General features: G+C 64.6%; 18 protein-coding genes and 2 pseudogenes. 10 read left to right on the top strand and 10 right to left on the bottom strand.

Features of this window, described 5'->3' with window-relative positions:
* Window positions 1-24 precede the first annotated feature (24 nt).
* The 6 genes and pseudogenes from G566_RS0110135 to glnA form a co-directional block, all read left to right on the top strand.
* Window positions 25-459: pseudogene (locus G566_RS0110135) on the top strand (autoinducer binding domain-containing protein); the annotation flags it as partial.
* On the top strand, window positions 436-732 hold the full coding sequence (locus tag G566_RS0110130; protein ID WP_243442443.1) for a response regulator transcription factor: 297 nt from the start codon (window positions 436-438) through the stop codon (window positions 730-732). The pseudogene G566_RS0110135 and the gene G566_RS0110130, both read left to right, overlap by 24 nt.
* A 61-nt stretch (window positions 733-793) precedes the next feature.
* The gene (locus tag G566_RS0110125; RefSeq protein ID WP_022680559.1) at window positions 794-2,431 is read left to right on the top strand and encodes a spinster family MFS transporter; all 1,638 of its coding nucleotides are present in this window, start codon (window positions 794-796) and stop codon (window positions 2,429-2,431) included.
* Complete coding sequence (locus tag G566_RS0110120) at window positions 2,428-3,198, top strand: SDR family oxidoreductase (RefSeq protein WP_022680558.1); 771 nt, start codon at window positions 2,428-2,430, stop codon at window positions 3,196-3,198. The genes G566_RS0110125 and G566_RS0110120 overlap by 4 nt, the downstream gene beginning before the upstream one ends.
* Before the next feature lie 138 nt (window positions 3,199-3,336).
* Entirely contained in the window at window positions 3,337-3,675 is a 339-nt protein-coding gene (locus G566_RS0110115; protein WP_017667505.1) for a P-II family nitrogen regulator, read from the top strand.
* 49 nt (window positions 3,676-3,724) lie between these two features.
* Window positions 3,725-5,134 (top strand): type I glutamate--ammonia ligase, encoded by a 1,410-nt coding sequence (gene glnA / locus G566_RS0110110; RefSeq protein ID WP_022680557.1) that lies wholly within the window; start codon window positions 3,725-3,727, stop codon window positions 5,132-5,134.
* Between the two features lie 291 nt (window positions 5,135-5,425).
* Here glnA and G566_RS0110105 read toward each other — a convergent pair whose 3' ends face one another.
* The gene (locus tag G566_RS0110105) at window positions 5,426-6,775 is read right to left on the bottom strand and encodes an ammonium transporter (RefSeq protein ID WP_029131529.1); all 1,350 of its coding nucleotides are present in this window, start codon (window positions 6,773-6,775) and stop codon (window positions 5,426-5,428) included.
* A 66-nt stretch (window positions 6,776-6,841) separates the two neighbouring features.
* On the opposite strand from G566_RS0110105, the gene G566_RS15430 reads away from it, so the two are divergent.
* The 3 genes from G566_RS15430 to G566_RS0110090 are packed head-to-tail and all read left to right on the top strand — an operon-like array spanning window position 6,842 to window position 9,828.
* On the top strand, window positions 6,842-7,222 hold the full coding sequence (locus G566_RS15430) for a hypothetical protein (RefSeq protein WP_022680555.1): 381 nt from the start codon (window positions 6,842-6,844) through the stop codon (window positions 7,220-7,222).
* Window positions 7,223-7,261: 39 nt separating this feature from the next.
* Window positions 7,262-9,253 (top strand): DNA topoisomerase IV subunit B, encoded by a 1,992-nt coding sequence (parE, locus tag G566_RS0110095; protein ID WP_022680554.1) that lies wholly within the window; start codon window positions 7,262-7,264, stop codon window positions 9,251-9,253.
* Complete coding sequence (locus G566_RS0110090; RefSeq protein WP_084706846.1) at window positions 9,250-9,828, top strand: acyl-CoA reductase; 579 nt, start codon at window positions 9,250-9,252, stop codon at window positions 9,826-9,828. Before parE ends, G566_RS0110090 begins: the two co-directional genes overlap by 4 nt.
* Here G566_RS0110090 and G566_RS0110085 read toward each other — a convergent pair.
* The gene (locus G566_RS0110085; RefSeq protein WP_022680552.1) at window positions 9,825-11,690 is read right to left on the bottom strand and encodes an ABC-F family ATP-binding cassette domain-containing protein; all 1,866 of its coding nucleotides are present in this window, start codon (window positions 11,688-11,690) and stop codon (window positions 9,825-9,827) included. The genes G566_RS0110090 and G566_RS0110085 overlap by 4 nt on opposite strands.
* Before the next feature lie 48 nt (window positions 11,691-11,738).
* Here G566_RS0110085 and G566_RS0110080 point away from each other — a divergent pair, with 48 nt between their 5' ends.
* Window positions 11,739-12,203: a hypothetical protein gene (locus G566_RS0110080; RefSeq protein ID WP_022680551.1), complete on the top strand. Its 465-nt coding sequence runs from the start codon at window positions 11,739-11,741 to the stop codon at window positions 12,201-12,203.
* A 44-nt stretch (window positions 12,204-12,247) separates the two neighbouring features.
* Here G566_RS0110080 and G566_RS0110075 read toward each other — a convergent pair whose 3' ends face one another.
* The 8 genes and pseudogenes from G566_RS0110075 to G566_RS0110040 form a co-directional block, all read right to left on the bottom strand.
* Entirely contained in the window at window positions 12,248-13,621 is a 1,374-nt protein-coding gene (locus G566_RS0110075) for a M20/M25/M40 family metallo-hydrolase (RefSeq protein ID WP_022680550.1), read from the bottom strand.
* 158 nt (window positions 13,622-13,779) lie between these two features.
* Window positions 13,780-13,884 (bottom strand): annotated as a pseudogene (locus G566_RS15145) (PEPxxWA-CTERM sorting domain-containing protein); the annotation flags it as partial.
* 222 nt (window positions 13,885-14,106) lie between these two features.
* Window positions 14,107-14,925 carry a LysR family transcriptional regulator gene (locus G566_RS0110065; protein WP_022680548.1) on the bottom strand — a complete coding sequence of 273 codons (819 nt, stop codon included), beginning with the start codon at window positions 14,923-14,925 and terminating at the stop codon, window positions 14,107-14,109.
* Between the two features lie 31 nt (window positions 14,926-14,956).
* Complete coding sequence (apaG, locus tag G566_RS0110060; RefSeq protein WP_022680547.1) at window positions 14,957-15,367, bottom strand: Co2+/Mg2+ efflux protein ApaG; 411 nt, start codon at window positions 15,365-15,367, stop codon at window positions 14,957-14,959.
* A 5-nt stretch (window positions 15,368-15,372) separates the two neighbouring features.
* The gene (gene metZ, locus G566_RS0110055; protein ID WP_022680546.1) at window positions 15,373-16,581 is read right to left on the bottom strand and encodes an O-succinylhomoserine sulfhydrylase; all 1,209 of its coding nucleotides are present in this window, start codon (window positions 16,579-16,581) and stop codon (window positions 15,373-15,375) included.
* An 87-nt stretch (window positions 16,582-16,668) separates the two neighbouring features.
* Window positions 16,669-19,728, bottom strand: a complete 3,060-nt coding sequence (locus G566_RS0110050; RefSeq protein ID WP_022680545.1) for an efflux RND transporter permease subunit — start codon at window positions 19,726-19,728, stop codon at window positions 16,669-16,671.
* Window positions 19,725-20,747, bottom strand: a complete 1,023-nt coding sequence (locus tag G566_RS0110045) for an efflux RND transporter periplasmic adaptor subunit (RefSeq protein WP_022680544.1) — start codon at window positions 20,745-20,747, stop codon at window positions 19,725-19,727. The genes G566_RS0110050 and G566_RS0110045 overlap by 4 nt, the downstream gene beginning before the upstream one ends.
* Before the next feature lie 283 nt (window positions 20,748-21,030).
* Window positions 21,031-21,315, bottom strand: a complete 285-nt coding sequence (locus G566_RS0110040; protein ID WP_022680543.1) for a hypothetical protein — start codon at window positions 21,313-21,315, stop codon at window positions 21,031-21,033.
* Window positions 21,316-21,494: the final 179 nt, after the last annotated feature.

Below are 21,494 nucleotides of genomic sequence, written 5' to 3'. Positions count from 1 at the left end.
GCATGATGGTGCACGGGGGCGTGTGTGAGCAGTTTCCAGGATGTCCAGACGTTTGTGCGCGCCGTGCGCACCGCGCCCAGCCTGACCGACATCGGTCTGGTGCTGAAGGATGCCACGCGCGCCTTTCAGTTCGATCATTTCGCGCTGGCGCAACGAATCAACGCGCCCGACCGGCTTGGACCGGTGCGGCTCACCGATTTTCCTGATCACTGGGTCGACAATCTGGTGCCCAGCGGCCGCGTCGCCGATGATCCGGTGCTGTTGGCCTGTGAACGCAGCGTCACTCCCTTTGCCTGGAGCCGGCTTGATAGCATCATGCCGCTGTCCAGCCGTCACAAGGCCTACATGACCTAGGCGCGCGCCGCCGGGCTGGCAGAGGGCTACACCGTGCCGATCCATGTACCCGGCCAGGCCTCGGGCCTCGTCAGCTTCGTGATGGCCCAAGGCCGCGAACTGCCGTCGGACTCGCTGCAACTGGAAGGCAATGATCCGCCCGAAGGCCCGAAACTGACGCAACGCCAGCTCGATTGCCTGGTGTTGGCCGCGCGTGGCAAGTCCAACTGGGTGGCGGGCCAGTTGCTCGGCCTGTCGGGCGGCACGGTCCACAAATATCTTGAGGCCGCCAAGACGCGCTATGGCGTTGCCACCCGCACCGAACTGGTGGTGCGCGCCCTGTTCGATGGCCAGCTTTCCTTTGCCGATGTGATGGGTGACAGCCGCCGGGACGGCTGATAAGCCTTTGCGCTGAATTGGGGTCGCAGACGCCCCGGCAGCCTTGGGGTGAGCACAGCGCATGGCCGAACACGACAACGATGCTGAGACCGGAAAGCCGGTTCCACCGGTCGGCGGTCCTTATGCCTGGTATGTGTTGGCGCTGCTCGTCCTGGTGTATGTGATGAACTTCATCGATCGGCAGATCCTGTCGATCCTTGCTGAAGACATCAAGCGCGACCTCGATCTCACCGATGCACAGTTAGGCTTCCTCTATGGCACGGCCTTTGCGGTGTTTTACGCGTTGTTCGGGGTGCCGATTGGCCGGCTGGCGGATAACTGGGTGCGCACACGGCTGCTGGCGCTGGGCCTCACACTGTGGTCGGGGATGACGGCGATGTCAGGCCTCGCCGGCAGCTTCAGCCAGCTTTCGCTCGCCCGCATTGGCGTTGGTGTTGGTGAAGCTGCGGCCGGCCCGTCGGCCTATTCGATGATTTCCGATTGGTTCCCCAAGGCCCGCCGCGCCACCGCCATCTCCATTTATGCCGCCGGCCTGTATCTGGGCGGCGGCGTTTCGCTGCTGATCGGCGCGGTGGTGGTGAAGGGCTGGAACACGGCCTATCCCGGTGGTGGTCCGCTGGGTTTGGTCGGCTGGCAGGCGGCGTTCATGGCTGTGGGCATCCCCGGGCTGTTGCTGGCCTTGTGGGTGGCGACTCTCATCGAACCGATCCGCGGCCGCGCCGATGGCCTGCCGCCACCTGTGCCGATGCCGGGCAAGACGATCATCCGCAATTTCCTCGCCGATCTGGCCAGCGTCATCCCGCCGCTCACCCTCATCAACATGGCGCTGCTCGGTCGCCGTGCGCTGATGGAAAATGTCGCCGTGCTGGCCCTGGTTGCCGGACTGGTGGCGACGCTGGTGCATTTCACGGGCGAGATCCCGCAGTTCCTTGCCGTTGGCACTGGCCTTTATGCCGTGCTCAGCTGGGCGCAATCGATCAAGCGCCGCGACAAGCCAACCTATGAGATGATCTGGGGCACGCCGGCCTTCGTGCTCACTATCCTGGGCTTCGGTTCGATCAGTTTCGTCGGCTATTCGGTCGGCTTCTGGGCAGCGCCTTATGCCCTGCGCACCTTTGCCGAACCGATGCTGGCCAGCGGCGAACCCATCCCCTGGTATGCCACCAAGGAATCGGTGGCCTTCATCTTGGGCGGCGGCGGCGCGCTAGGCGGCTTTGTCGGCACCATCCTTGGCGGCGTGCTGGGCGATTGGGCCAAGAAGCGCCATCCTTCCGGGCGCATCATGGTGGGTGCGCTGGCCACGCTGGTGCCGGCGCCCTTCATCTGGATGCAGTATACGACCAGCGATTTGGCGATCTTTTTCCTGTGCTTTGCGCCCACCACCGTTTTTGGTTCCATGTACGTCGGTGTGGCAGCTGCCACGACGCAGGATCTGGTGATGCCACGCATGCGCGGTGCGGCGACCGCCACCTTCTTCATCGGCACCACGCTGTTCGGGTTGGGCCTGGGGCCGTGGTTCACCGGCTTTGTGTCGAAGGTCAGCGGCAGCCTTGGCACCGGCGTGCTGGCATTGCTGTTGATGGCCCCCTTTACCATCATCTGCCTCTATTTCGTCTACCGCCTGCTGCCCAAGGCCGAAGCCACGCGGCTTGATCGCGCCCGCGCCGCCGGCGAAATCATCGGAGCCTCTGCCACATGAAGATCGAATCCCTGTTCAGCGTCGCCGGCAAGACCGCCGTCGTCACCGGCGGCAGCCGCGGCATTGGCGAGATGATCGCCCGCGCGCTGATCGAGAACGGCGCCAGGGTCATCATCACCAGCCGCAAGATCAGCGACTGCGAAGGGCTCGCCGCCCAGCTTGGCCCGGCCTGCACCGCCATCCCGGCGGATCTCAGCCAGATGGCGGAGATCGAGCGGTTTGCCGCCGCCGTCGCCGCTGTCACGCCCAAGGTCGATGTTTTGTTCAACAATGCCGGCGCCTCGTGGGGGGCCGGTTTCGACGAATTCCCGGAAGCCGGCTGGGACAAGGTGATGGACATCAACGTGAAATCCGTCTTCTTCCTCACCCAGAAACTGGCGCCGCTGCTGGAGGCTGCCGCCGGCCCTGGCAATCTGGCCAAGGTGATCAACATCGGCTCGATCGATGGCCAGCATGTCTCTGATCTGGAAACCTACAGCTATGCCGCGTCAAAGGCCGGCGTACTGCACATGACGCGGATGATGGCCAAGTTCCTCGCCAAACGGCATATCAGCGTGAACGCCATCGCGCCGGGGTTCTTCCCATCGAAGATGACCGCCGCCATCGCCGAGGAGTTCCGCGAGGCGTTCCGCGCCGCCACGCCGATGCAACGCTGGGGCACCCCCGACGACATGGCCGGGGTGGCGCTGTTCCTGTCTAGCCGGGCCAGCGATTTCCTGTGCGGCAGTGTTGTGACCGTTGATGGCGGCTATGCCACCACCGTCTGATTCCGGTGCAAAAATCGGCGGCATATGAGGGAAATACCGGTAGCGCGGCATTTTCAAAAAGCGCATTGAGTTGCCGTCCGGCTCGTGGTTATCGCCACGGGTGTGCGTTGATCATGCCGTTACAGGCGAGGATGGGTCGTGAAAAAGATCGAAGCTGTCATCAAGCCGTTCAAGCTGGATGAAGTGAAGGAAGCGCTGCATGAAGTGGGCGTGTCCGGGATCACCGTCACCGAAGCCAAGGGGTTCGGCCGCCAGAAAGGCCACACGGAACTGTATCGCGGCGCCGAATATGTGGTGGATTTCCTGCCCAAGGTGAAACTGGAGGTTGTCGTGGACGATGACCAGGTGGAGCGGGTGGTGGATGCCATCACCAACGCGGCGCGCACCGGGCGCATCGGCGACGGCAAGATTTTCGTGTCCCCCATCGAAATGGCAGTACGCATCCGCACCGGCGAGCGCGACAGCGACGCGATCTGAGTTTACCGGCTGATTCGACAACACCCAAAAAACAACGAGGGAAGACCCAATGACCACGGCTGCTGACATTCTGGCGATGATCAAGGAGAAGGAGATCGAGTGGGTCGATCTGCGCTTCACCGATCCCAAGGGCAAGTGGCAGCATTTGACCATGGTGTCGGGCGTCATCGACGAAGACATGCTCAACGACGGTTTCATGTTTGACGGTTCCTCGATTGCCGGCTGGAAGGCGATCAACGAAAGCGACATGATCCTGATGCCGGATCTGGATGCGACCTATATCGATCCCTTCTCGGCCACCCCGATGATGATCCTGGTCTGCGACATCGTCGAACCGTCGACCGGCCAGCTTTATGGCCGCGATCCGCGCTCCACCGCCAAGCGCGGCGAAGCCTATCTGAAGGCCAGTGGCATCGGCGATACCGTCTATGTCGGCCCGGAAGCCGAGTTCTTCGTGTTCGACGATGTGCGTTTCGGACTGGGTTACAACGAAGGCTTCTTCCACCTCGACGATATCGAACTGCCGACCAACAGCGGCCGCCAGTATGAGCAGGGCAACATGGCCCACCGTCCGCGCGCCAAGGGTGGTTATTTCCCCTGCGCCCCGGTGGACAGCGCCGTTGATCTGCGCGCCGAAATGGTTGCCACCATGCTGGAAATGGGCCTGCCTTGCGACAAGCACCACCACGAAGTGGCCAGCGCCCAGCACGAACTGGGCCTGACGTTCGGCAAGTTGGTCGAAACGGCCGATCGCATGCAAGTGTACAAGTACGTCGTGCACCAGGTAGCCCATGCCTATGGCAAGACCGCGACCTTCATGCCCAAGCCGATCAAGGACGACAACGGCAGCGGCATGCATACCCACCTTTCGATCTGGAACGGCAAGACCCCGCTGTTCGCTGGCGATCAATACGCCGGCCTCAGCGAGATGGCGCTGTTCTTCATTGGCGGTATCATCAAGCACGCCAAGGCCTGCAACGCCTTCACCAACCCCGGCACCAACAGCTACAAGCGCTTGGTGCCCGGCTTCGAAGCCCCGGTGCTGCTGGCTTACTCCAGCCGCAACCGTTCGGCTTCGTGCCGCATCCCCTATGGCACCGGCACCAAGTCCAAGCGCGTCGAAGTGCGCTTCCCGGATGCGCTGGCCAACCCGTACCTGGCCTATACCGCGCTCCTGATGGCCGGTCTGGATGGCATCGAAAACCGCATCCACCCCGGCCCGGCCATGGACAAGAACCTTTACGACCTGCCGCCGCGCGAACTGAAGAAGGTGCCGACCGTGTGCGCCTCGCTGCGGGAAGCGCTCGCTGCTCTGGACAAGAGCCGCGCCGTGTTCACCAAGGGCGGTGTGTTCACTGACGACCAGATCGATTCGTACATCGAATTGAAGATGGAAGAAGTGATGCGCTGGGAAATGACGCCGGCGCCGGTTGAGTTTGATATGTATTACAGCGCATGACGGCGCGGGCGTAACGCGCAGCGTTACGCCCCGGCTCGTCAAAGCTCGGACGGCGAACGAAAAAGGCGGCCCCCACAGGCCGCCTTTTTTGATTCGTCCGACGGCGCGGCTTTGCCGCGCTCTTCCTTCTTTCCTTTCTGAAAACCCAGCACGGACTCGGCGGCTTAGCCGCCGGCCGTGCCCTTCCCGCAGGCCCGCGTTTCAGTGCCAAGCGCAAGCCGGCTTCGACAAGCTCAGCCTGAGCGGGAACTTTGGTAAAAAGGCCAGAGGCAAATAAGCCCCCGGCTCACCTCATGGATTATACGCCCGCTCGCCATGCTCGGCCAGATCGAGCCCCTCGCGCTCAACGTCGCTGCTGACACGCAGGCCCGTCACCGCCTTGGCGACGTAAACCGCAACCACAGTGCCAATGGTGGCCCACACGATCGTCGTCCCCACCGCCGCCAGCTGCACACCGATCTGGCCGGCCATGTCGAAATCCGCCGCCCCCTGCCCACCCAGCGCCGGCGAGGCCACAACGCCCGTGCCAACCGCGCCAACAATGCCGCCAACCCCGTGAATCCCGAACGCATCGAGCGAATCGTCATAGCCAAAGCGCGGTTTGAGCGTGGTCACTGCGGCATAGCAGACGGCCGACGCCGCGGCGCTGAGCAGAATGGCGCCCATCGGGCCGGCCAGGCCAGCCGCCGGGGTAATGGCCACCAGGCCAGCGATGATGCCGGACGCCAAGCCCAGCGCCGACGGCTTGTGACCGGCGATTTTCTCCACCGCCAGCCAGGCCAGCCCGCCAGAGGCCGTGGCCACGAACGTGTTGATCATCGCCAGCGCCGCCGAGCCATTGGCTTCCAGCGCCGAGCCGGCGTTGAACCCGAACCAGCCGACCCACAACATGCCGGTGCCCACCAAAGTGAGCGTGAGCGAATGCGGCGCCATGATCTCGCGGCCATAGCCGATGCGCTTGCCCAGGATGATCGCCGCTACCAGCGCCGACACGCCGGCATTAATGTGCACCACGGTGCCGCCGGCAAAATCGAGCGCACCCATGGTGAAGAACATGCCCGACGAGGCCCACACCATATGCGCGATCGGCAGATAGACGATCGGCAGCCACACCAGGGTGAAGATCAGCACGGCCGAAAACTTGATGCGCTCCACCACCGAACCGAGCACGAGGCTGACGGTAATGGCGGCGAAGGTCATCTGGAAGCAGACGAAGACATATTCGGGGATGACAACACCAGCGGTAAAGGTCGCGGCGGTGGACGCCGGCGTGATGCCAGCCAGGAACAGCCGATCAAGGCCGCCAATGAACGGCTTCAACGCACCGACAGCTTCGGGCCCGAAGGTCAGCGAATAGCCGAAAACCACCCACATCAGCATGGCCAGGCAAGTGGCGGCGCCGATCTGCGTCATGGTGGAAAGCATGTTCTTGGTGCGGGTGAGGCCGCCGTAGAACAGCTGCAGCCCGGGCAGGATCATCAGCAGCACCAGCAATGTGGAGACCATCATCCACGCGGTGTCGCCCTTGTCGGGAACCGGCGCCGCGTCAGCGGCCAAGACGGGCGTGGCCAGCAATAGGGCAGGCAGCAAGGCGGCAGCGGCACGCTTGGCCGAACCCGGCAAACTGTCGAACATCCTCATTTTTCCCTCTGCACTCAAACTCTGACGGGCGCCCGTCAGATGAAGCGTTCAGACGTTTGCTGAACCATGGTCAAGGCAACCGGCGATAGTGGCAAAATGGCGGTGGCGGCATTCAAGCAGAAGGTGCAGTGGCCGGTTCGCTCGGGGCCGAAGTGCCACCGGCTGGCTGCGGGCGACGGATCACGCTCCACCCAGTTCCGAACGAGGAAGGTGCGCCTTTTTGTGCAGCGCACCATTCCCGTGCGGTCGCTGAACCGCTCCCTTGATTCCAACCAACCAACGCTAAAGATTGAAAAAAAGGGCCGAAACCTGAGTTTCGGCCCTAGTAAATCCTTGGGGAGGATCGCCATATCGGCATCGCTTTATTGCACCGCACAATGTTACAGAACAATGCGCGAAATGGCGTACGGCCAAAAAAAATTGTCGCACCCGGTCAAACAGGCCTAGCCGCTGGCGGCCCGCGCGGCGGCGCCCTATACAGTGGCCATGTCCGATCTGTTCGCTGCCACGCAAAGCTCCGCCGAATATGATGCCAGCCATATCGAGGTGCTGGAGGGGCTCGAACCCGTCCGCCGCCGCCCCGGCATGTATATCGGCGGCACCGACGAACGCGCGCTTCACCATCTCGCCGCCGAAGTGCTCGACAACGCCATGGATGAAGCGGTGGCAGGCCACGCCAGCCGCATCGAGGTGACGCTCGAGGCCGACAATAGCCTGACCATCACCGACAATGGCCGCGGCATCCCTGTCGATCCGCACCCGCGCTTTCCCGACAAATCGGCACTGGAAGTGATTCTGACCATGCTGCATTCCGGCGGCAAGTTCAGCGGCAAGGCCTATGCAACGTCGGGCGGCCTGCACGGCGTGGGCATCAGCGTCGTCAACGCCCTTTCAGACGATACGGTGGTGGAAGTCGCTCGCAACAAGCTGCTGTATCGCCAGCGTTATTCACGCGGGATTCCGCAAGGCAAGATCGAGGAACTGGGCCCGACGCAGAACCGGCGCGGCACCAGCGTCAAATTCCACCCCGATGCCGAGATCTTTGGCGAGGACGCCCGCTTCAAGCCGGCCCGGCTCTATAAGCTGGCCCGGTCCAAGGCCTATCTGTTCGGCGGTGTCGAGATCCGCTGGCGCTGTGCGCCCGAACTGGCGACGCCCGATGTGCCGGAAACGGCCGTCTTCACCTTCCCCGGTGGCCTGGCCGATCATCTGAAGGAACGGCTCGACAACCGCCCGCTGGTGGTGCCCGATCTGTTTGCCGGCCGCACCGATCTGCCAGCTGGCCCAGATGGCCGGCCGATGGGTGCGGTGGAATGGGCCTGCGCCTGGCCGCAATATGGCGAAGGTTCGGCCAGTTTCTATTGCAACACCATCCCCACGCCCGATGGTGGCACGCATGAGGCGGGCCTGCGGCTGGCGCTGACCCGCGGCCTGAAGAACTATGCCGGCCTCACCGGCAACAAGAAGGCCAGCGATCTTTCCGGCGAAGACGTGTTTGCCGGCGCGGAGATCATGCTGTCGCTGTTCATCCGCGATCCGCAGTTCCAGAGCCAGACCAAGGACCGGCTGACCAGCCCGGAGGCCACGCGGTTGGTGGAAAACGCCATCAAGGATCATTTCGATCACTGGCTGGTGGCCAATGGTGAACGCGGCAAGGCGCTGCTCGCCTTCGTGGTGGAGCGCATGGAAGACCGGCTGCGCCGCCGCCAGGAAATGATGGTGAAGCGCAAGACCGCGACCAGCAAATCCAGCCTGCGCCTGCCCGGCAAGCTCACCGATTGCGCCCGCAATGACGCGGTCGGCACGGAATTGTTCATCGTGGAAGGTGATTCGGCCGGCGGCAGCGCCAAACAAGCACGCGATCGCAACACCCAGGCGATCCTGCCCATCCGTGGCAAGATCCTCAACGTCGCTTCGGCCAACATGGCCAAGATCGGCGCCAACAATGAAATCGCCGATCTCACGCTCGCCATGGGCTGCGGCACGCGCGACAAATACAGCCCGGAAAATCTGCGCTACGAACGCATCGTCATCATGACCGATGCCGATGTCGACGGCGCCCATATCGCCACCCTGCTGATGACCTTCTTCTTCCGCGAGATGCCGGGCCTGGTGCGTGATGGCCGGCTTTATCTCGCGCAGCCGCCGCTCTATCGCTTGGCGGCTGGCGGCACGGTTGCCTATGCCCGCGATGATGCCCACCGCGCCGAGTTGATGAAGACGGTGTTCAGCGGCAAGTCTAAGGTGGAGGTGAGCCGCTTCAAGGGCCTGGGGGAAATGAACCCGTCGCAGTTGAAGGAAACCACCATGGATCCGGCCCGCCGCAGCCTGATCCGGGTGAAGCTGCCCGAGGATGTGGATGGCCGGGCCGATGTCGCCGATTTGGTGGAGCGACTGATGGGCCGCAACCCCGAACATCGTTTCCACTTCATCCAGAGCCACGCCACCTCGATCGAGGCCGACGCCATCGATGCCTGACGGACCGCCTTCGGGCTGGCGGGCGAACATCGCGCCGCTTCGCGCTCGATGCCGTCACTTTCGGCCAGCAGGCGTGCTCCTCACCGCTGGCGCTGTTGTGGCGCGGTGATGCTGCCAACGTGACCGCCGCGCAGGCGACCTTCTGGCCGCTGGTGGAATCCGCCATCGCCGCCGCTGGCGAGCCCTTCGCCGCTCGCGCCGCTGTGGACAAACTGGTCGCCGAACGGATGCTCGACGCCGCCGGCGCCGTGCATCACCGCGCCACCAGCGATTATCGCCTGCGCGTGACCGAAACGCCCGACATGACACGCCTCACCCGGCTGGCCAGCGACGGCTTCTTCGTCGAACGCCGCATCGAGCGCCTCGAAGACCTCGCCCCGCTTGTGCAGCGCGACTGGCAGACCATCGCCAGCCTTGGCGTCAGCGGCGGCGACTGGCGCACCATGCTGGCAGCCACCCGCCCGCACGGTATCGATCGCATCGTGCCCTTCGGTCAGGCGCTGGCGTTCGGCAATGTGTGGGACGGGGTGAACCTGCTCACCGAGCTCACCCGTATCGTTTCCATCGAGGTTTAAGGCGCCGCCACTGCCACGTCATAGGCCTCACTGGCCGCGGCCCACGCGTCCTCAGCGGCCGTAATACCGGCATCGAGCACGCCGCGCTTCTGCATGAGGGCAGTAATGTCGGCCGGCGCCTGAGTCATCTGCTCGTCCACCGCCTCGCGTTCGGCAATCAGCCTGTTCATCTGCGCTTCGGCCGCCAGCATCGCCTGGCGCAGCGGCTTGGCAGCTTCCCGGCGGGCCGCGGCCTGGCGCCGGGCTTCCTTGGGATCGATGCGTTGTGCCTTGGCGGCGGCAGGCGCAGCGGCGTTGGCGTTGGAGCCGGCTAGAATCAGCGTTTCATAATCGTCGATACTGCCGTCAAACGTGCCGGCACGACCAGCATCAACCAGCACAAGCCGATCGGCGCTGGCTTCGATCACGTGCCGATCGTGGCTGACCACCACCACAGCGCCTTCATAGCCGGCCAGCGCCTGCACCAGGGCTTCGCGGCAATCGATGTCGAGGTGGTTGGTCGGTTCATCGAGCACGATCAGGTGCGGCGCATCGCGGGTGACGAGCGCCAGCGCCAATCGCGCCTTTTCCCCGCCGCTCATCGTGCCGATGCGCTGTTCCGCGGTCGGGCCAGTAAAGCCGAAGCGGCCCAGTTGCGCCCGTACGGCGCTGGGGCTGGAGCCCTTCATGGCGCGGCCCATCATCAACACCGGCGTGGCGTCACCATCCAGTTCCTCGACCTGATACTGGGTGAAATAGCCCACTTTCAGCTTGCCCGATGCAAAGCGCGTGCCCGCCATGGTCGGCAACTGGCCGATCAACAGCCGGGCCAGCGTTGTCTTGCCGTTGCCGTTGCGGCCCACCAGCGCCAATCGGTCATCGGGATCCAGGCGGATATCGAGATTGTTCAGGATCGCGCGGCCGTCATAGCCGACATCGGCATGATCCAGCGTCACCAGCGGCGGGCGCAGCGGTTCCGGGCTGGGGAAATCGAACTTCATCGCCGGATCATTGGCCGCTTCGGCAACCGGCTGCATCTTGGCCAGCGCCTTCTGCCGGCTCTGCGCCTGCTTGGCGGTGGAGGCGCGGGCGCTGTTGCGCGCGATATAATCCTGCAGCTTGGCGCGCTGCGTGGCCTGGGCGGTGCGGGCGGCCTCCAGTTGCGACAGCCGTTCGGCACGCTGCCGTTCGAAACTGTCGTAATTGCCGGTGTAAAGCTGCACCTTGCCGCCTTCGAGGTGCAGGATCATGCCCGCCACTCGGTTCAGCAGATCACGCTCGTGGCTGATCAGTACGATCAGGCCGGGATAGGATTTCAGGAAATTTTCCAGCCACAGGGCCGATTCCAGATCGAGGTGGTTCGACGGTTCGTCGAGCAACAGCACATCGGGCCGGGTGAACAGCAGCGCCGCCAGCGCCACACGCATGCGCCAACCACCGGAATAGCTGTCGAGCGGACGGCCCTGCATGTCCTCGTCAAAACCCAGGCCCACCAGGATTCGCGCAGCGCGAGCGGGGGCGGTGTGAGCATCAATAGCGATCAACCGCTCGTGAATATCGGCCACACGTTCCGGCGAAGCGCCGGCGTCTTCCTCGGCGATCAGCGCAGCGCGTTCGGTATCGGCGGCCAGCACGGTTTCAAACGGCGTGCCCTGCCCCATTGGGGCTTCCTGCTTCAGCCAGCCCAGCCTTGTGCCGCGCGGCCGTTCAATGCTGCCGCCATCCGGATCGATGGTGCCGGCCATCACCTTCATCATCGTGGATTTGCCGGCGCCGTTGCGGCCGATCAGGCCAACACAGCCGCGCGGCGGCAGCGTAGCGCTGGCGCCGTCGATGATGGCGCGCCCGCCAAGGCGAACGGTGAGGTTTTGAACAGACAACATGATGCGCGCCGCCTAGCAGGATAGGGCCGAGCCGGCTAGGCTGCTGGCATGATCAATCGCCGTATCCTGCTGGCCCTGCCGCTGTTGCTCGCCAACCCAGCGCGGGCAGAGCCTGCCGATCCGCTGGTGGCGGCGCTCATCACCTGCTGGCAAGCGCGCGGCGTGTGCTTCACGCCCGAACAGGTGGCGGCCCGCATCGGCGCCCGCACCGGCCGCGACGCGCTGCTGGCCGTTGCAGGCGCGTGGACCGATGCCAACGACGATGATCAGGAAACAATGGTTGAAATCGTCTGGGAAGCAGGCGCGCCACCTTCGCCGGCAGAGCCGCTGTTGACCGTCGATCTGGTGGCGGGCAGGCCGGCGCTGCTGCTCACCCGCGACGGCGAGTGGTGGCTGCTGCACGCGCGCAGCCAGAATATGCTCGCCGTTCACCACCCGCTTACCGGACAAGCGCAGATGCTGGCGCCGGATGCGGCGGCGTTGATCGGTCGCCCGGTTATAGCCGGAGCTTGACCCATCACCTCACCCCGGCTTTCGCCGGGGTGACGGGAACAGCTTCAGGGCCGCGGTTGCGGCGACGGGAACGGCGGGTTGCTGATGAAGTTGCCGGCGTCGCCCGGATAGGCGATCGGGCTTTCGCTGCCATCGGCGGCCACGGCGGCAACGCCAAACAGCCAATCATCGATCGACACATGTTCCAGCACCAGCGACGTGGCAGCGGCCGCGGCGGTGCGGCTATATTGCCATTGCGGTGCGGTGGTGTCGCGCCACCAGATCTTGTAGCCGGCAGCGCCCTTCACCGGAGCCCAGCTCACCTTGGTATTGGAACCGGCGTCGCGCTGGATGGTGACGGCCGGCGGCATCGGCGCACGCGCCAGCGCGGCCAGGGCGGCCACGTTCAACCTGGTCACCTTGGCAAGATACTGGAAATCGACGCCGGGGATGAGATCACCATAGGCGCGGCCGTTTTCCACCCGAATATTCTGGTGCTGCCGGTCATAATGTTCCACGGACTCGGTTATGCGCACCGCCGGATAGCCGGCTTCGAGGAGGCGGGTCTGATCGCCGCCGCGGCCGAACCTGTCGGTGCGATAGATCATCTTCACATCCAGGCCATCGATGTTGTGGTCGGCAAGGCGGTCGAGGAAGCGCGCCACGTTACGGCTGGGCGAATCATTCTCACCCCCGTTGTAGCGGCGGCGGTTGGCCTGAGCGGCGCTTTCCACGGCCTTGGTGCCTTCCGAAAACACGCGGACATGGCCCGACTCCTTCATGCCGCCAATGCCGGTGCTGTTCCCAATGATGTCGTTGTTCAGGTCAGCTTCAACCACCCAGCCCTTAGCGCGGGCGTAATCGGCCAGCACCTTGCCGCCGTTCAGTCCCTGCTCCTCACCCGACAGCACGGCATAGACGACGGTGGCAGGGAACTTGTGCTGCGAAAGCACGCGCGCCGCTTCGATCACGGCGGCGGTGCCGCTGCCATCATCATTGGCGCCCGGCGCATCGCCCTTGGCATCGTTGGGATCGCTGTTGCGGCTGTCGATATGAGCGGAAATGATGATGAACCGGTCCGGATCGGTGGTGCCGCGCTGGATGGCCAGCACGTCCACGATCTCGGTCGGATTGGGCAGGCGATCACCGGTGAACACCTGTGCTGGCTTTTCAATAGTCAGGCAATTGCCACAGGCGGCGCTGAACGCCTGAAAGCGGCTCTCGGTCCAGCGGCGGGCGGCGCCAATGCCGCGGGTCGGGCTGGTGGTGTCGCTGGCCGAATGGCGGGTGCCGAAGCCCACCAACGCGGTGATGCTGGCCTTCAATTCGGCCTCGCTCACGCCGGCGGCAAGCGCAGTGAGCGGCGCTTCGGCAGCCAGCACGGGCGACGTGCCCGCCAGCAAAGCCGCCACTGCCACAATCGATCGCATCGTCACCATCGCATCGCCCCTGTTTGTGCGTAGATCTGTTGCGATGGCGCGAGGCTGCCGCTTTGGCAAGACCTGCGCGTGCGTGCCGCGCCCGAAGGCGGCAAGCCGCGACCACGAAAGAGGCCGGCCCCCGATTGGAGACCGGCCATTATTTGATCAGCGCTTGATCAGGCCGAAACGCTCAGCGCGCCGCGACGACGGCGGGCGACAGCGCCCACCAAGCCGAAGCCGGCGATCAGCATGGCCCAAGTTGCCGGTTCCGGCACCTCGCCACCGCCTGGATCAAAGCCGCCGTCACCGGTGCCCATGCCGATGCCGGAGGTGCCCTGGAAATTACCGGCTACCGACTGCCAACGGAGAATGAAGTTGTTGATGGGGCCATTTCGGAGGGATGAGCGGGCCGTTTCCACCCGTTACGGATTACCGCAATCGCGCGTGCGAAACCGCCGCTGCCGGGCGGCGCGACGTGATCGAAAACTGCTGACGCGGCTTATTCAGTTGATCAGGAAGGCCACCAGCGCCCGCACCTTGGCCTGGCGCCATTGCGGCGTGGGCGCGGTGAGCCACCAGGCGCCGGCGGCAGGCACACCCGCATCGAGCGCGATGATACGCCCCGAGGCGAGATCTGCGGCGGCCAGCAAGGCTGGCACCCGCGTCTTGCCCAGCCCGGCTGCGGCCGCATCGATAGCAAGGCCAGGGTCTGCCACCGTCAGCACGCTTTCAACGCAGGGCGTTTCGGGATCGAGCGGGTGTGCGATGCACGACAAGATATTGGGCGCGTCTGGCCCGGTGCCGAGCGCCGTCACCGTGATCAAAAGTTCATCGCCCATGGTGCGGCCATGAATGCCCTCGGCCTGCGGCTCACCGCCGAAATGGATGGCCAGATCGTGATTGGCCTGGGTGAAATCCATCTCGCCGTCTTCATGGGCGGCGATGGAAAAGCGCAGTTCCGGGTGCTGCCGGCCATAATCGGCCAGCCGGGCGGTGAGCCATTTGGCCACCAGCGCGCGTGGCGCGGCGATGGAAAGCACGCGGCTGGATTGCCCGGCCTGCATCACCCGCACCGCCTCTTCAAAGGCCAGGAAACCCTGCTGCAGCGACGGCAGTGCCTGTTCGGCTTCGTGGGTGAGTTCAAGATTGCGGGTCAGCCGGCGAAACAGCACGACGCCCAGCGTTTCTTCCAGTGCCCGGATCTGCTGGCCCACGGCCGCCGGGGTGACAGCCAGTTCATCGGCAGCGCGCGTGAACGACAGGTGGCGCGCGGCCGCTTCAAACACGCGCAGGGCATTCATGGGCAGATGGGTGCGCTTCATGGGGAGAGAATGGCTGGCCTGCGCGCCGCAATCAATGCACTGGCGGGCGGCCGACTGGCACGTCCAGCGCAAAGGCCGGGATAACGACCGTGTAGCGCACGCCGTCTTCGCCCATCATCACATAACGGCCCTGCATGCGGCCCGACGCGGTGGCCAGCGGACAGCCCGAGACATAATCATAGGCGCCGCCCGGCGCGATCAGCGGCTGCACGCCCACAACGCCATCGCCTTCCACCTGTTCGGTGCGGCCATCGCCATCGGTGATCAGCCAGCGCCTCGCCATCAGCCGCACCGGCACCAGGCCGGCATTTTCCACCCGCACATGATAGGCCCAGACATAATAGCCGCGTTCGGGATCGGATTGATCGGGGAGATAATGGGGAGCGACACGCACGGTAATGCCGCCGGTGGTTTCGGCGTAGGGGAAGATCTGGCCGATCATCCCCGTCATAGGCCAGCCGATTTCAGCGCCTGATCAAGATCATCGATCAGATCGTCCACGTCTTCCAGGCCCACGCTCAGCCGCAACATGCCTTCGGTGATGCCCATTTCGGCACGCACCGCTTCCGAAACGCTGGCATGGGTGGTGCTAGCCGGATGCGTCATCAGGGTGCGGGAATCACCCAGATTGTTGGAAATATCGATGATGGTGAGCGCATCGAGCAGCGCCTGCGCCTGGGGCCGGCCGCCATCAAGATGCATGGCGACGATGGTGCCGCCCGCTGTCATCTGGCGCAGCGCCAGGGCGTGCTGCGGATGGCTGGGCAGGCCGGGATACACCAGCCGCGGCACCCGGCTTTCCAACCAGGCGGCCAGTTTCAGCGCATTGTCACACTGGCGGCGCACGCGCAGATCCAGCGTTTCAAGGCTCTTCAGTACCACCCAGGCGTTGAACGGGGACAGATTGGGCCCGGTGTGGCGCGCGAATGCCAGATAGGTGTCGTTGATCCACTTTTCGCTGCCAACCACGGCACCGGCCAGCACGCGGCCCTGCCCGTCCATCAGCTTGGTGGCGCTGTAGGCCACGATATCGGCACCATTCTCCAGCGGGCGCTGCACGATCGGCGAGGCAAAGGCGTTGTCCACCATGACCAGGGCGCCGGCATCATGGGCAACATCAGCAATTGCCCGGATGTCGCACAGGTCCAGCCCCGGATTGGTGGGCGTTTCGAGGAAAAAGGCCTTGGTGTTCGGGCGGCGCGCCTTGGCCCAGGCGTCCACGTCGCGGGCGTCCACCGTGGTGGTTTCGATGCCGAAGCGCGGCAGGATCGTATCCACGAGCACCCGGCACGAACCGAACAGCGCGCGGCCCGCCACAAGATGATCGCCCGCGCTGAGCGTGGAAAGCAGCATGCCGCTCATCGCCGCCATGCCGGTGGTCGTGGCGCGGGCGGCTTCGGCCCCTTCGATCAGGGCGATGCGCTTTTCCAGCATCTCCACCGTGGGGTTCTGCAGGCGGCTGTAGGTCATCCCCGGCCGCTCGCCCCGGAAGCGTGCGGCGGCTTCCTCGGCATTGTCGTAACAATAGCCCGACGTCATGAAGATGGCTTCGGAGGTTTCGCCAACCTCCGTGCGCATGGTGCCGCCGCGCACCATCTGCGTGGCGGGCCGCCACTGCTTCACGAGTTCCAGATCCTGACCGGCGTTACGCTTCATGGCTCCCGCCATAAACCTGTGATGGCCCAGGCGCAATGAAGCGCTGCTTCAAATTGCCACAGTTTCACATGATCTTTGCCGTGACTGTCAATCTGCAATGGCCGTGCTGGCCTTGTCGCCCTGCACGATGAGCAGATACATCACCGGCGTGACGACGCGGGAGAGAACGGTGGACGATACCAGCCCGCCGATGATCACCCAGGCCAGCGGCGAATAAAGGCCGGAGCCGGACAGCGCCAGCGGCAGCAGGCCACCGATCGCCGTCACGCTAGTAAGCAGCACGGGCAGGAAACGCACCTCGCCGGCTTCCTCGATGGCTTCGCGCAGCGGCCGGCCGGCTTCGCGCAGTTGTGTGGTGAAATCGACCAGCAAAAGGCTGTTCTTGATCTCGATCCCGATCAGCGCGACGAAACCGATGACAGCGGTGTAGCTGAGGCTGTTGCCGGTGAGGAACAGCGCCACCAGCCCGCCAAATAGGCCGAGCGGGATGACGCCAGCCACCACCAATGTCTCACGAAAGCGGCCGAATTCGATCACCAGCACCGCCAAGATACCGAACACCGCCAGCGCGATGATGGGGCCCAGCCCGCCGAAACTGCGTGCCGCCGTTTCCGCTTCGCCGCCAATGTCGAAACGATAGCCTTCGGGCAGCTTCACCTGGTCCTGCACGGCCTTCACCACCGCCGCATTCACCTTGGCCGTGAGATAACCCTCCGCGATCTGGGCATCGATATAGACAACGCGGCTCTGGCGTTCACGGCTGATGCGAGGCGGCGCGGAATCGAGAAAGGGTTGGGCGATCTCGCGCAGCGGCACTGCACCCCGGCTGCCCGGCATGTAAATATCATCCAGCACCGTCACGTTATGGCGTTCGTCCAACGGCAGGCGCACGACAACATTATAGCTGTCGCCTTCCACATCGCGGAACCGCCCGGCATTCTCTCCGGCCAGCGCCAGCCGCAGGGCGCGGCGCGGCGCGCCTGGCGCGACACCGAGCAGGGCGGCCTTATCACTGTCCAACCCAAGGTTAAGACGCGGCGTGTCCACGGCCACCGGATTGCGCACATCGCGCGTGCCAGGCACGTTACGCATCACGGCTTCCGTTTCGGCGGCCAGACGTTTCAGCACATCCAGTTCCGGGCCAATGATGCGCATCTGGATCGGCGCGTCGATGGGCGGGCCGTTCTGGAAGATTTTCACCACATATTGCGCGTCAGGTGCTGCCGCCAACTTGGCCCGCAGTCGCTCCACCAGCGCCGGACCGCCCTTCTCGTCCCAACGCTTCAGCACCACCAACACTTCGCCGATGTTGCTGCGCTGATCGAAACTGCGCTGGTTATAGAAGATCTGCGGGTTGCCGCGGCCGATGTTGCTCATCACCGCCTGCACCTCGGCTTCGCCTTTCAAGGCATTTTCAACCACGCCCACGGCGCGGGTGGTAGCGGGAATCGCGGTGCCTTCGCTCGCCGTCACCTGCACCAGGAAATAGGGCGTTTCCGCGGGCGGAAACAGGCTGGAGCCAATCAGCGGCACCAAGCCAAAACCAGAGACGATCAAAAGTGTCGAAACGCCCATCGCCCGCCACGGATGGGTGAGGCCCCAGTGCAGCACCGGTTGATAGAAGCGGTGGATGCCCTTGTTCACTGCCTGCAGGAAGGCATTGCCGTGCTCGCTTTCCTCGCGCGGCAGGATGCGGCTGGCCAGGAACGGCACGATCGTGAGCGACACGAGCAGCGACGCCGCCACCGTGCCCAGCACGGCCACAGGCAGGCTGCGTGTGAACTTGCCAGCGCCTTCAGGGAGCATGGTCAGCGGCAGAAAAGCAAACAGCAGCACGAAGGTACAGCCGATCACGGCCACCGCAATCTGGCTGGTGCCGTCGATGGCCGCCTGTTGCCGAGGTTTGCCCATGCGCAGATGGCGGGCGATATTCTCCGTCACCACGATGCTGTCGTCGACCAGCAGGCCAAGTGCGATGATGAAGCCGGAAATCGCCAACTGGTTGAGCGTGAACCCGCTCCAGCCCAGCACGGCCACACCCATGGCGAGGCTCAACGGCACCGAGACCATCACCACGATGCTCGCCCGCCAACCAAGCGGCAGCAAAGTGATCAGCACCAAGCCCAGCGCGATGGCGAAATCCTGGCCCAATTGGCTCAGCTTGCGGGCGATGTCATCGCTTTGGTCAAAGCCCACCACCATCTGCACATCGGGCGGCAATTGGCTGCGATATGCATCTGCTGCCTTCACTGCCGCATCGCGGATATCGAGCACATTGAGCCCGTCCTTCTGGGTCAACGTCACCCACACGGCACGCTTGCCATTGTAACGGCCGAAGTGCGGCTGCTCTTCATAGGCCCAGCCGACCTGTGCGACATCTTTCACCCGCACGATGCGGCCATCCTGCGCGCGCACCGGTTCATCCGACAGTTCGTCGATCGATTTGTAGGCGCCGCCGGCCTGCACGTTCAGCCGGGCATCGCCCGATTGCACCGCACCGGGCGGTAGATCCTGGCCGCCGCTGCGCAACGCATCAGTAACGGCAGTAACGGGAATGCCCAGTTGTGCCATGCGCCCGTTATCCAGCGCCACACGCATTTCGGGCTGCGGCAGCGCCCACACCCGTGTTGCCCGCACGCCCGGCACCCGGATCAGCCGCTCGCGCAGGTCCTTGGCAACCTTTTCCAGCCGACGATAGCTCGCTGTGTCCGAGACCAAAGCGAATTGCAGAACGGCTGGTTCGGTGGTGCGGGTCTTCTGAAATTCCAGGCGCGTCAACGCTGATGGCAGACTGGAACGAATGGCGTTCACTTCGCGCACCACCTCGTCGTAGTTCTTCTCGGCATCGCCATCCCAGCTGAATTCGGCAGTGATCACGGCGGTTGAATCGGTCGAGCGCGATTGCACCTTCACGATGCCATCCAACCCCTGCACCACGTCCTCGATCGGCTTGGCGATGGTCGATTCCATGTCGGCTGGCTCGGCGCCCGGCACGGTGGCAACGATGTTGACGAACGGCGACGGGAAGTGCGGATCAACCGATCGCGGAATGGTGAAGAAGGCCGAAAGCCCCATCGCCGCCAGCGCCAGAAACACCACCAGGGTGATCTGCCAGCGCTGAATGGCAAAACGGATGATGCCGTTCACTTGGCGGTTGCCTGCGCCAGTTCGATCACCTGGCCATCACGCAGCCGGTCCACCCCGGTGGTCACCACCTGCTCGCCGGGCCGCAGGCCACCAGTCACCACCACGCCTTGCGGCCCGACCGCGCCCAGCGCCACCTGCCGCTGCCGCACCCGGCGCGTCACAGGTTCAAGGACATAAACAAACCCTTCATCGGCCCGGGCCGAAAACACCGCCGTTGTCGGCACACTGATCGGCGCACCGGGCTCGGTCGGGCCGAGCACCAGCCGGGCGCTGCCTATCTGGCCGGAGGCGAGGCGCCCATTAGCCGGCAACTTCACTTCCACCCGGAAGGTGCCGGTGCCATCATCGCCGCGCGCGCCCACTTCGCTGATCTGGCCTTGCAACGTGCCCGCCCCCAGCGCCGGGATACGCACAGTGGCGGGCATGCCCTGCCGCACCCGTGCCGCATCGCGATCTGCCAGCGGCAAGCGCAGCACAAAGCCTTGATTCATTTCACCTATCGTCAATATCGCCTGGCCTGGCTGGGCAATCTGGCCCGGTTCCCCCGGCCGCGCCAGCACGACACCGCTGGCGGGTGCGCGCAAACTGGCCAATGTCACGTCAAACCCGGCGGCCCGCGCCCGCGCTTGCGCCGCCGCCATCGTCGCCCGCGCCTGCTCAACGCGCGGCGCCGTCACCCAGCCCTTGGCAAACAGATCCTCAGCGCGCTTCACGTCCGCCCGCGCCCGCACCACGTCCGCCGCTGCAGCGTATTGGTTCGCCCCCAGCGCCGTGGTGTCGAGCCGCGCCAGCAACTGCCCGGGCTGCACCCGATCACCTTCGCGCACCAGGATCGCCGCGATGCGCCCCGGCGTGTTGAAGGCCAGCGGCGTTTCGCGCTTCAGCCGCACAGTGCCGGCCACATCAAGCTCGGTCACGCCGCTCACCGGCGCCACGCTCACCACCCGCACCGGTACGGCCGGCGCAGGGGCTGGCGGCGGCGTTTTGGTTTCGCCACAGGCCGCCAGCGTTGCGGCCATGCCCAGAATGGGGCCAAGAATGAAGATCGTGGATGCGCCGGCACTAGGCGCTGGCTGAACGGCCCTGTTGACCCTGTTCTTCACCATGTGCGTGCCCGCCGACCTTGTTGCTGCCAGTGGCGACCGGCAGTTTTGATTGCTACTCACATCCTGCCCACGTCGGCTCGGGCTGGCAAGTGTTTTTGAGCGGCGCTCAAGTTTGTCGCAGGGGGGGGGGGGGGCTGCCCGCCGTCAGCCAGCACTTCCCCCGGGTGCTGGCGCGACAGGCGATCGCCCGCTTGGTTCAGTCGTTGATCACTAGGGCACAGATGGTCATTGCCACTCCCTCGTCATCGGCGGTGCCGGGTTCCACCAAGGCTTCGGCCAGGATCTGCCCGGCAATGGTAATGGTTTCGTGGGCCAAGCTTTCACCCAACGCGGCCAGCGCGGCTGCTGCACCCACCCCATCCAGCCGCACATCGAGTTCATGGCGCGTGCCGGTCAACGTCAGGCTCGCCCAATCGCGAGCACGCAGTCCCTCGATCACCACCCGCGCCCCGAACGGCGCCGCGATGGCAGCGCCATCCACATCATCGGACGCGTCGTCTGGGTGGGGCGCAAACTGACTTGATCGCAGGCAAATTCCTTTCCCGAGATAGGAAGAATTGGGCCTCCGGCAGGCAGGGGATCGTCCCTGCACCCGTTTGTTTGGAGCGCCCCTCGCCAAAAAGCCGTCGTCATGCTGGCGTAGGCCAGCATCCACAGCAC

The organism is Sandarakinorhabdus limnophila DSM 17366 (assembly GCF_000420765.1).
Classification (GTDB): Bacteria; Pseudomonadota; Alphaproteobacteria; order Sphingomonadales; family Sphingomonadaceae; genus Sandarakinorhabdus; species Sandarakinorhabdus limnophila.
Note: the sequence above shows the minus strand (reverse complement) of the source record. Positions and strands in the feature narration are given on the sequence as shown.

Bases quoted from the DNA above. Each gene is read 5' to 3' on its own strand.
- G566_RS0110120 (WP_022680558.1), top strand. From the start codon at position 2,428: ATGAAGATCGAATCCCTGTTCAGCGTCGCCGGCAAGACCGCCGTCGTC.
- parE (WP_022680554.1), top strand. From the start codon at position 7,262: ATGTCCGATCTGTTCGCTGCCACGCAAAGCTCCGCCGAATATGATGCC.
- G566_RS0110045 (WP_022680544.1), bottom strand. From the start codon at position 20,747: ATGGCCGCAACGCTGGCGGCCTGTGGCGAAACCAAAACGCCGCCGCCA.
- apaG (WP_022680547.1), bottom strand. From the start codon at position 15,367: ATGATCGGCCAGATCTTCCCCTACGCCGAAACCACCGGCGGCATTACC.
- G566_RS0110125 (WP_022680559.1), top strand. From the start codon at position 794: ATGGCCGAACACGACAACGATGCTGAGACCGGAAAGCCGGTTCCACCG.
- G566_RS0110130 (WP_243442443.1), top strand. From the start codon at position 436: ATGGCCCAAGGCCGCGAACTGCCGTCGGACTCGCTGCAACTGGAAGGC.
- G566_RS0110105 (WP_029131529.1), bottom strand. From the start codon at position 6,775: ATGAGGATGTTCGACAGTTTGCCGGGTTCGGCCAAGCGTGCCGCTGCC.
- G566_RS15430 (WP_022680555.1), top strand. From the start codon at position 6,842: ATGGTCAAGGCAACCGGCGATAGTGGCAAAATGGCGGTGGCGGCATTC.
- glnA (WP_022680557.1), top strand. From the start codon at position 3,725: ATGACCACGGCTGCTGACATTCTGGCGATGATCAAGGAGAAGGAGATC.
- metZ (WP_022680546.1), bottom strand. From the start codon at position 16,581: ATGAAGCGTAACGCCGGTCAGGATCTGGAACTCGTGAAGCAGTGGCGG.
- G566_RS0110065 (WP_022680548.1), bottom strand. From the start codon at position 14,925: ATGAAGCGCACCCATCTGCCCATGAATGCCCTGCGCGTGTTTGAAGCG.
- G566_RS0110085 (WP_022680552.1), bottom strand. From the start codon at position 11,690: ATGTTGTCTGTTCAAAACCTCACCGTTCGCCTTGGCGGGCGCGCCATC.
- G566_RS0110080 (WP_022680551.1), top strand. From the start codon at position 11,739: ATGATCAATCGCCGTATCCTGCTGGCCCTGCCGCTGTTGCTCGCCAAC.
- G566_RS0110075 (WP_022680550.1), bottom strand. From the start codon at position 13,621: ATGGTGACGATGCGATCGATTGTGGCAGTGGCGGCTTTGCTGGCGGGC.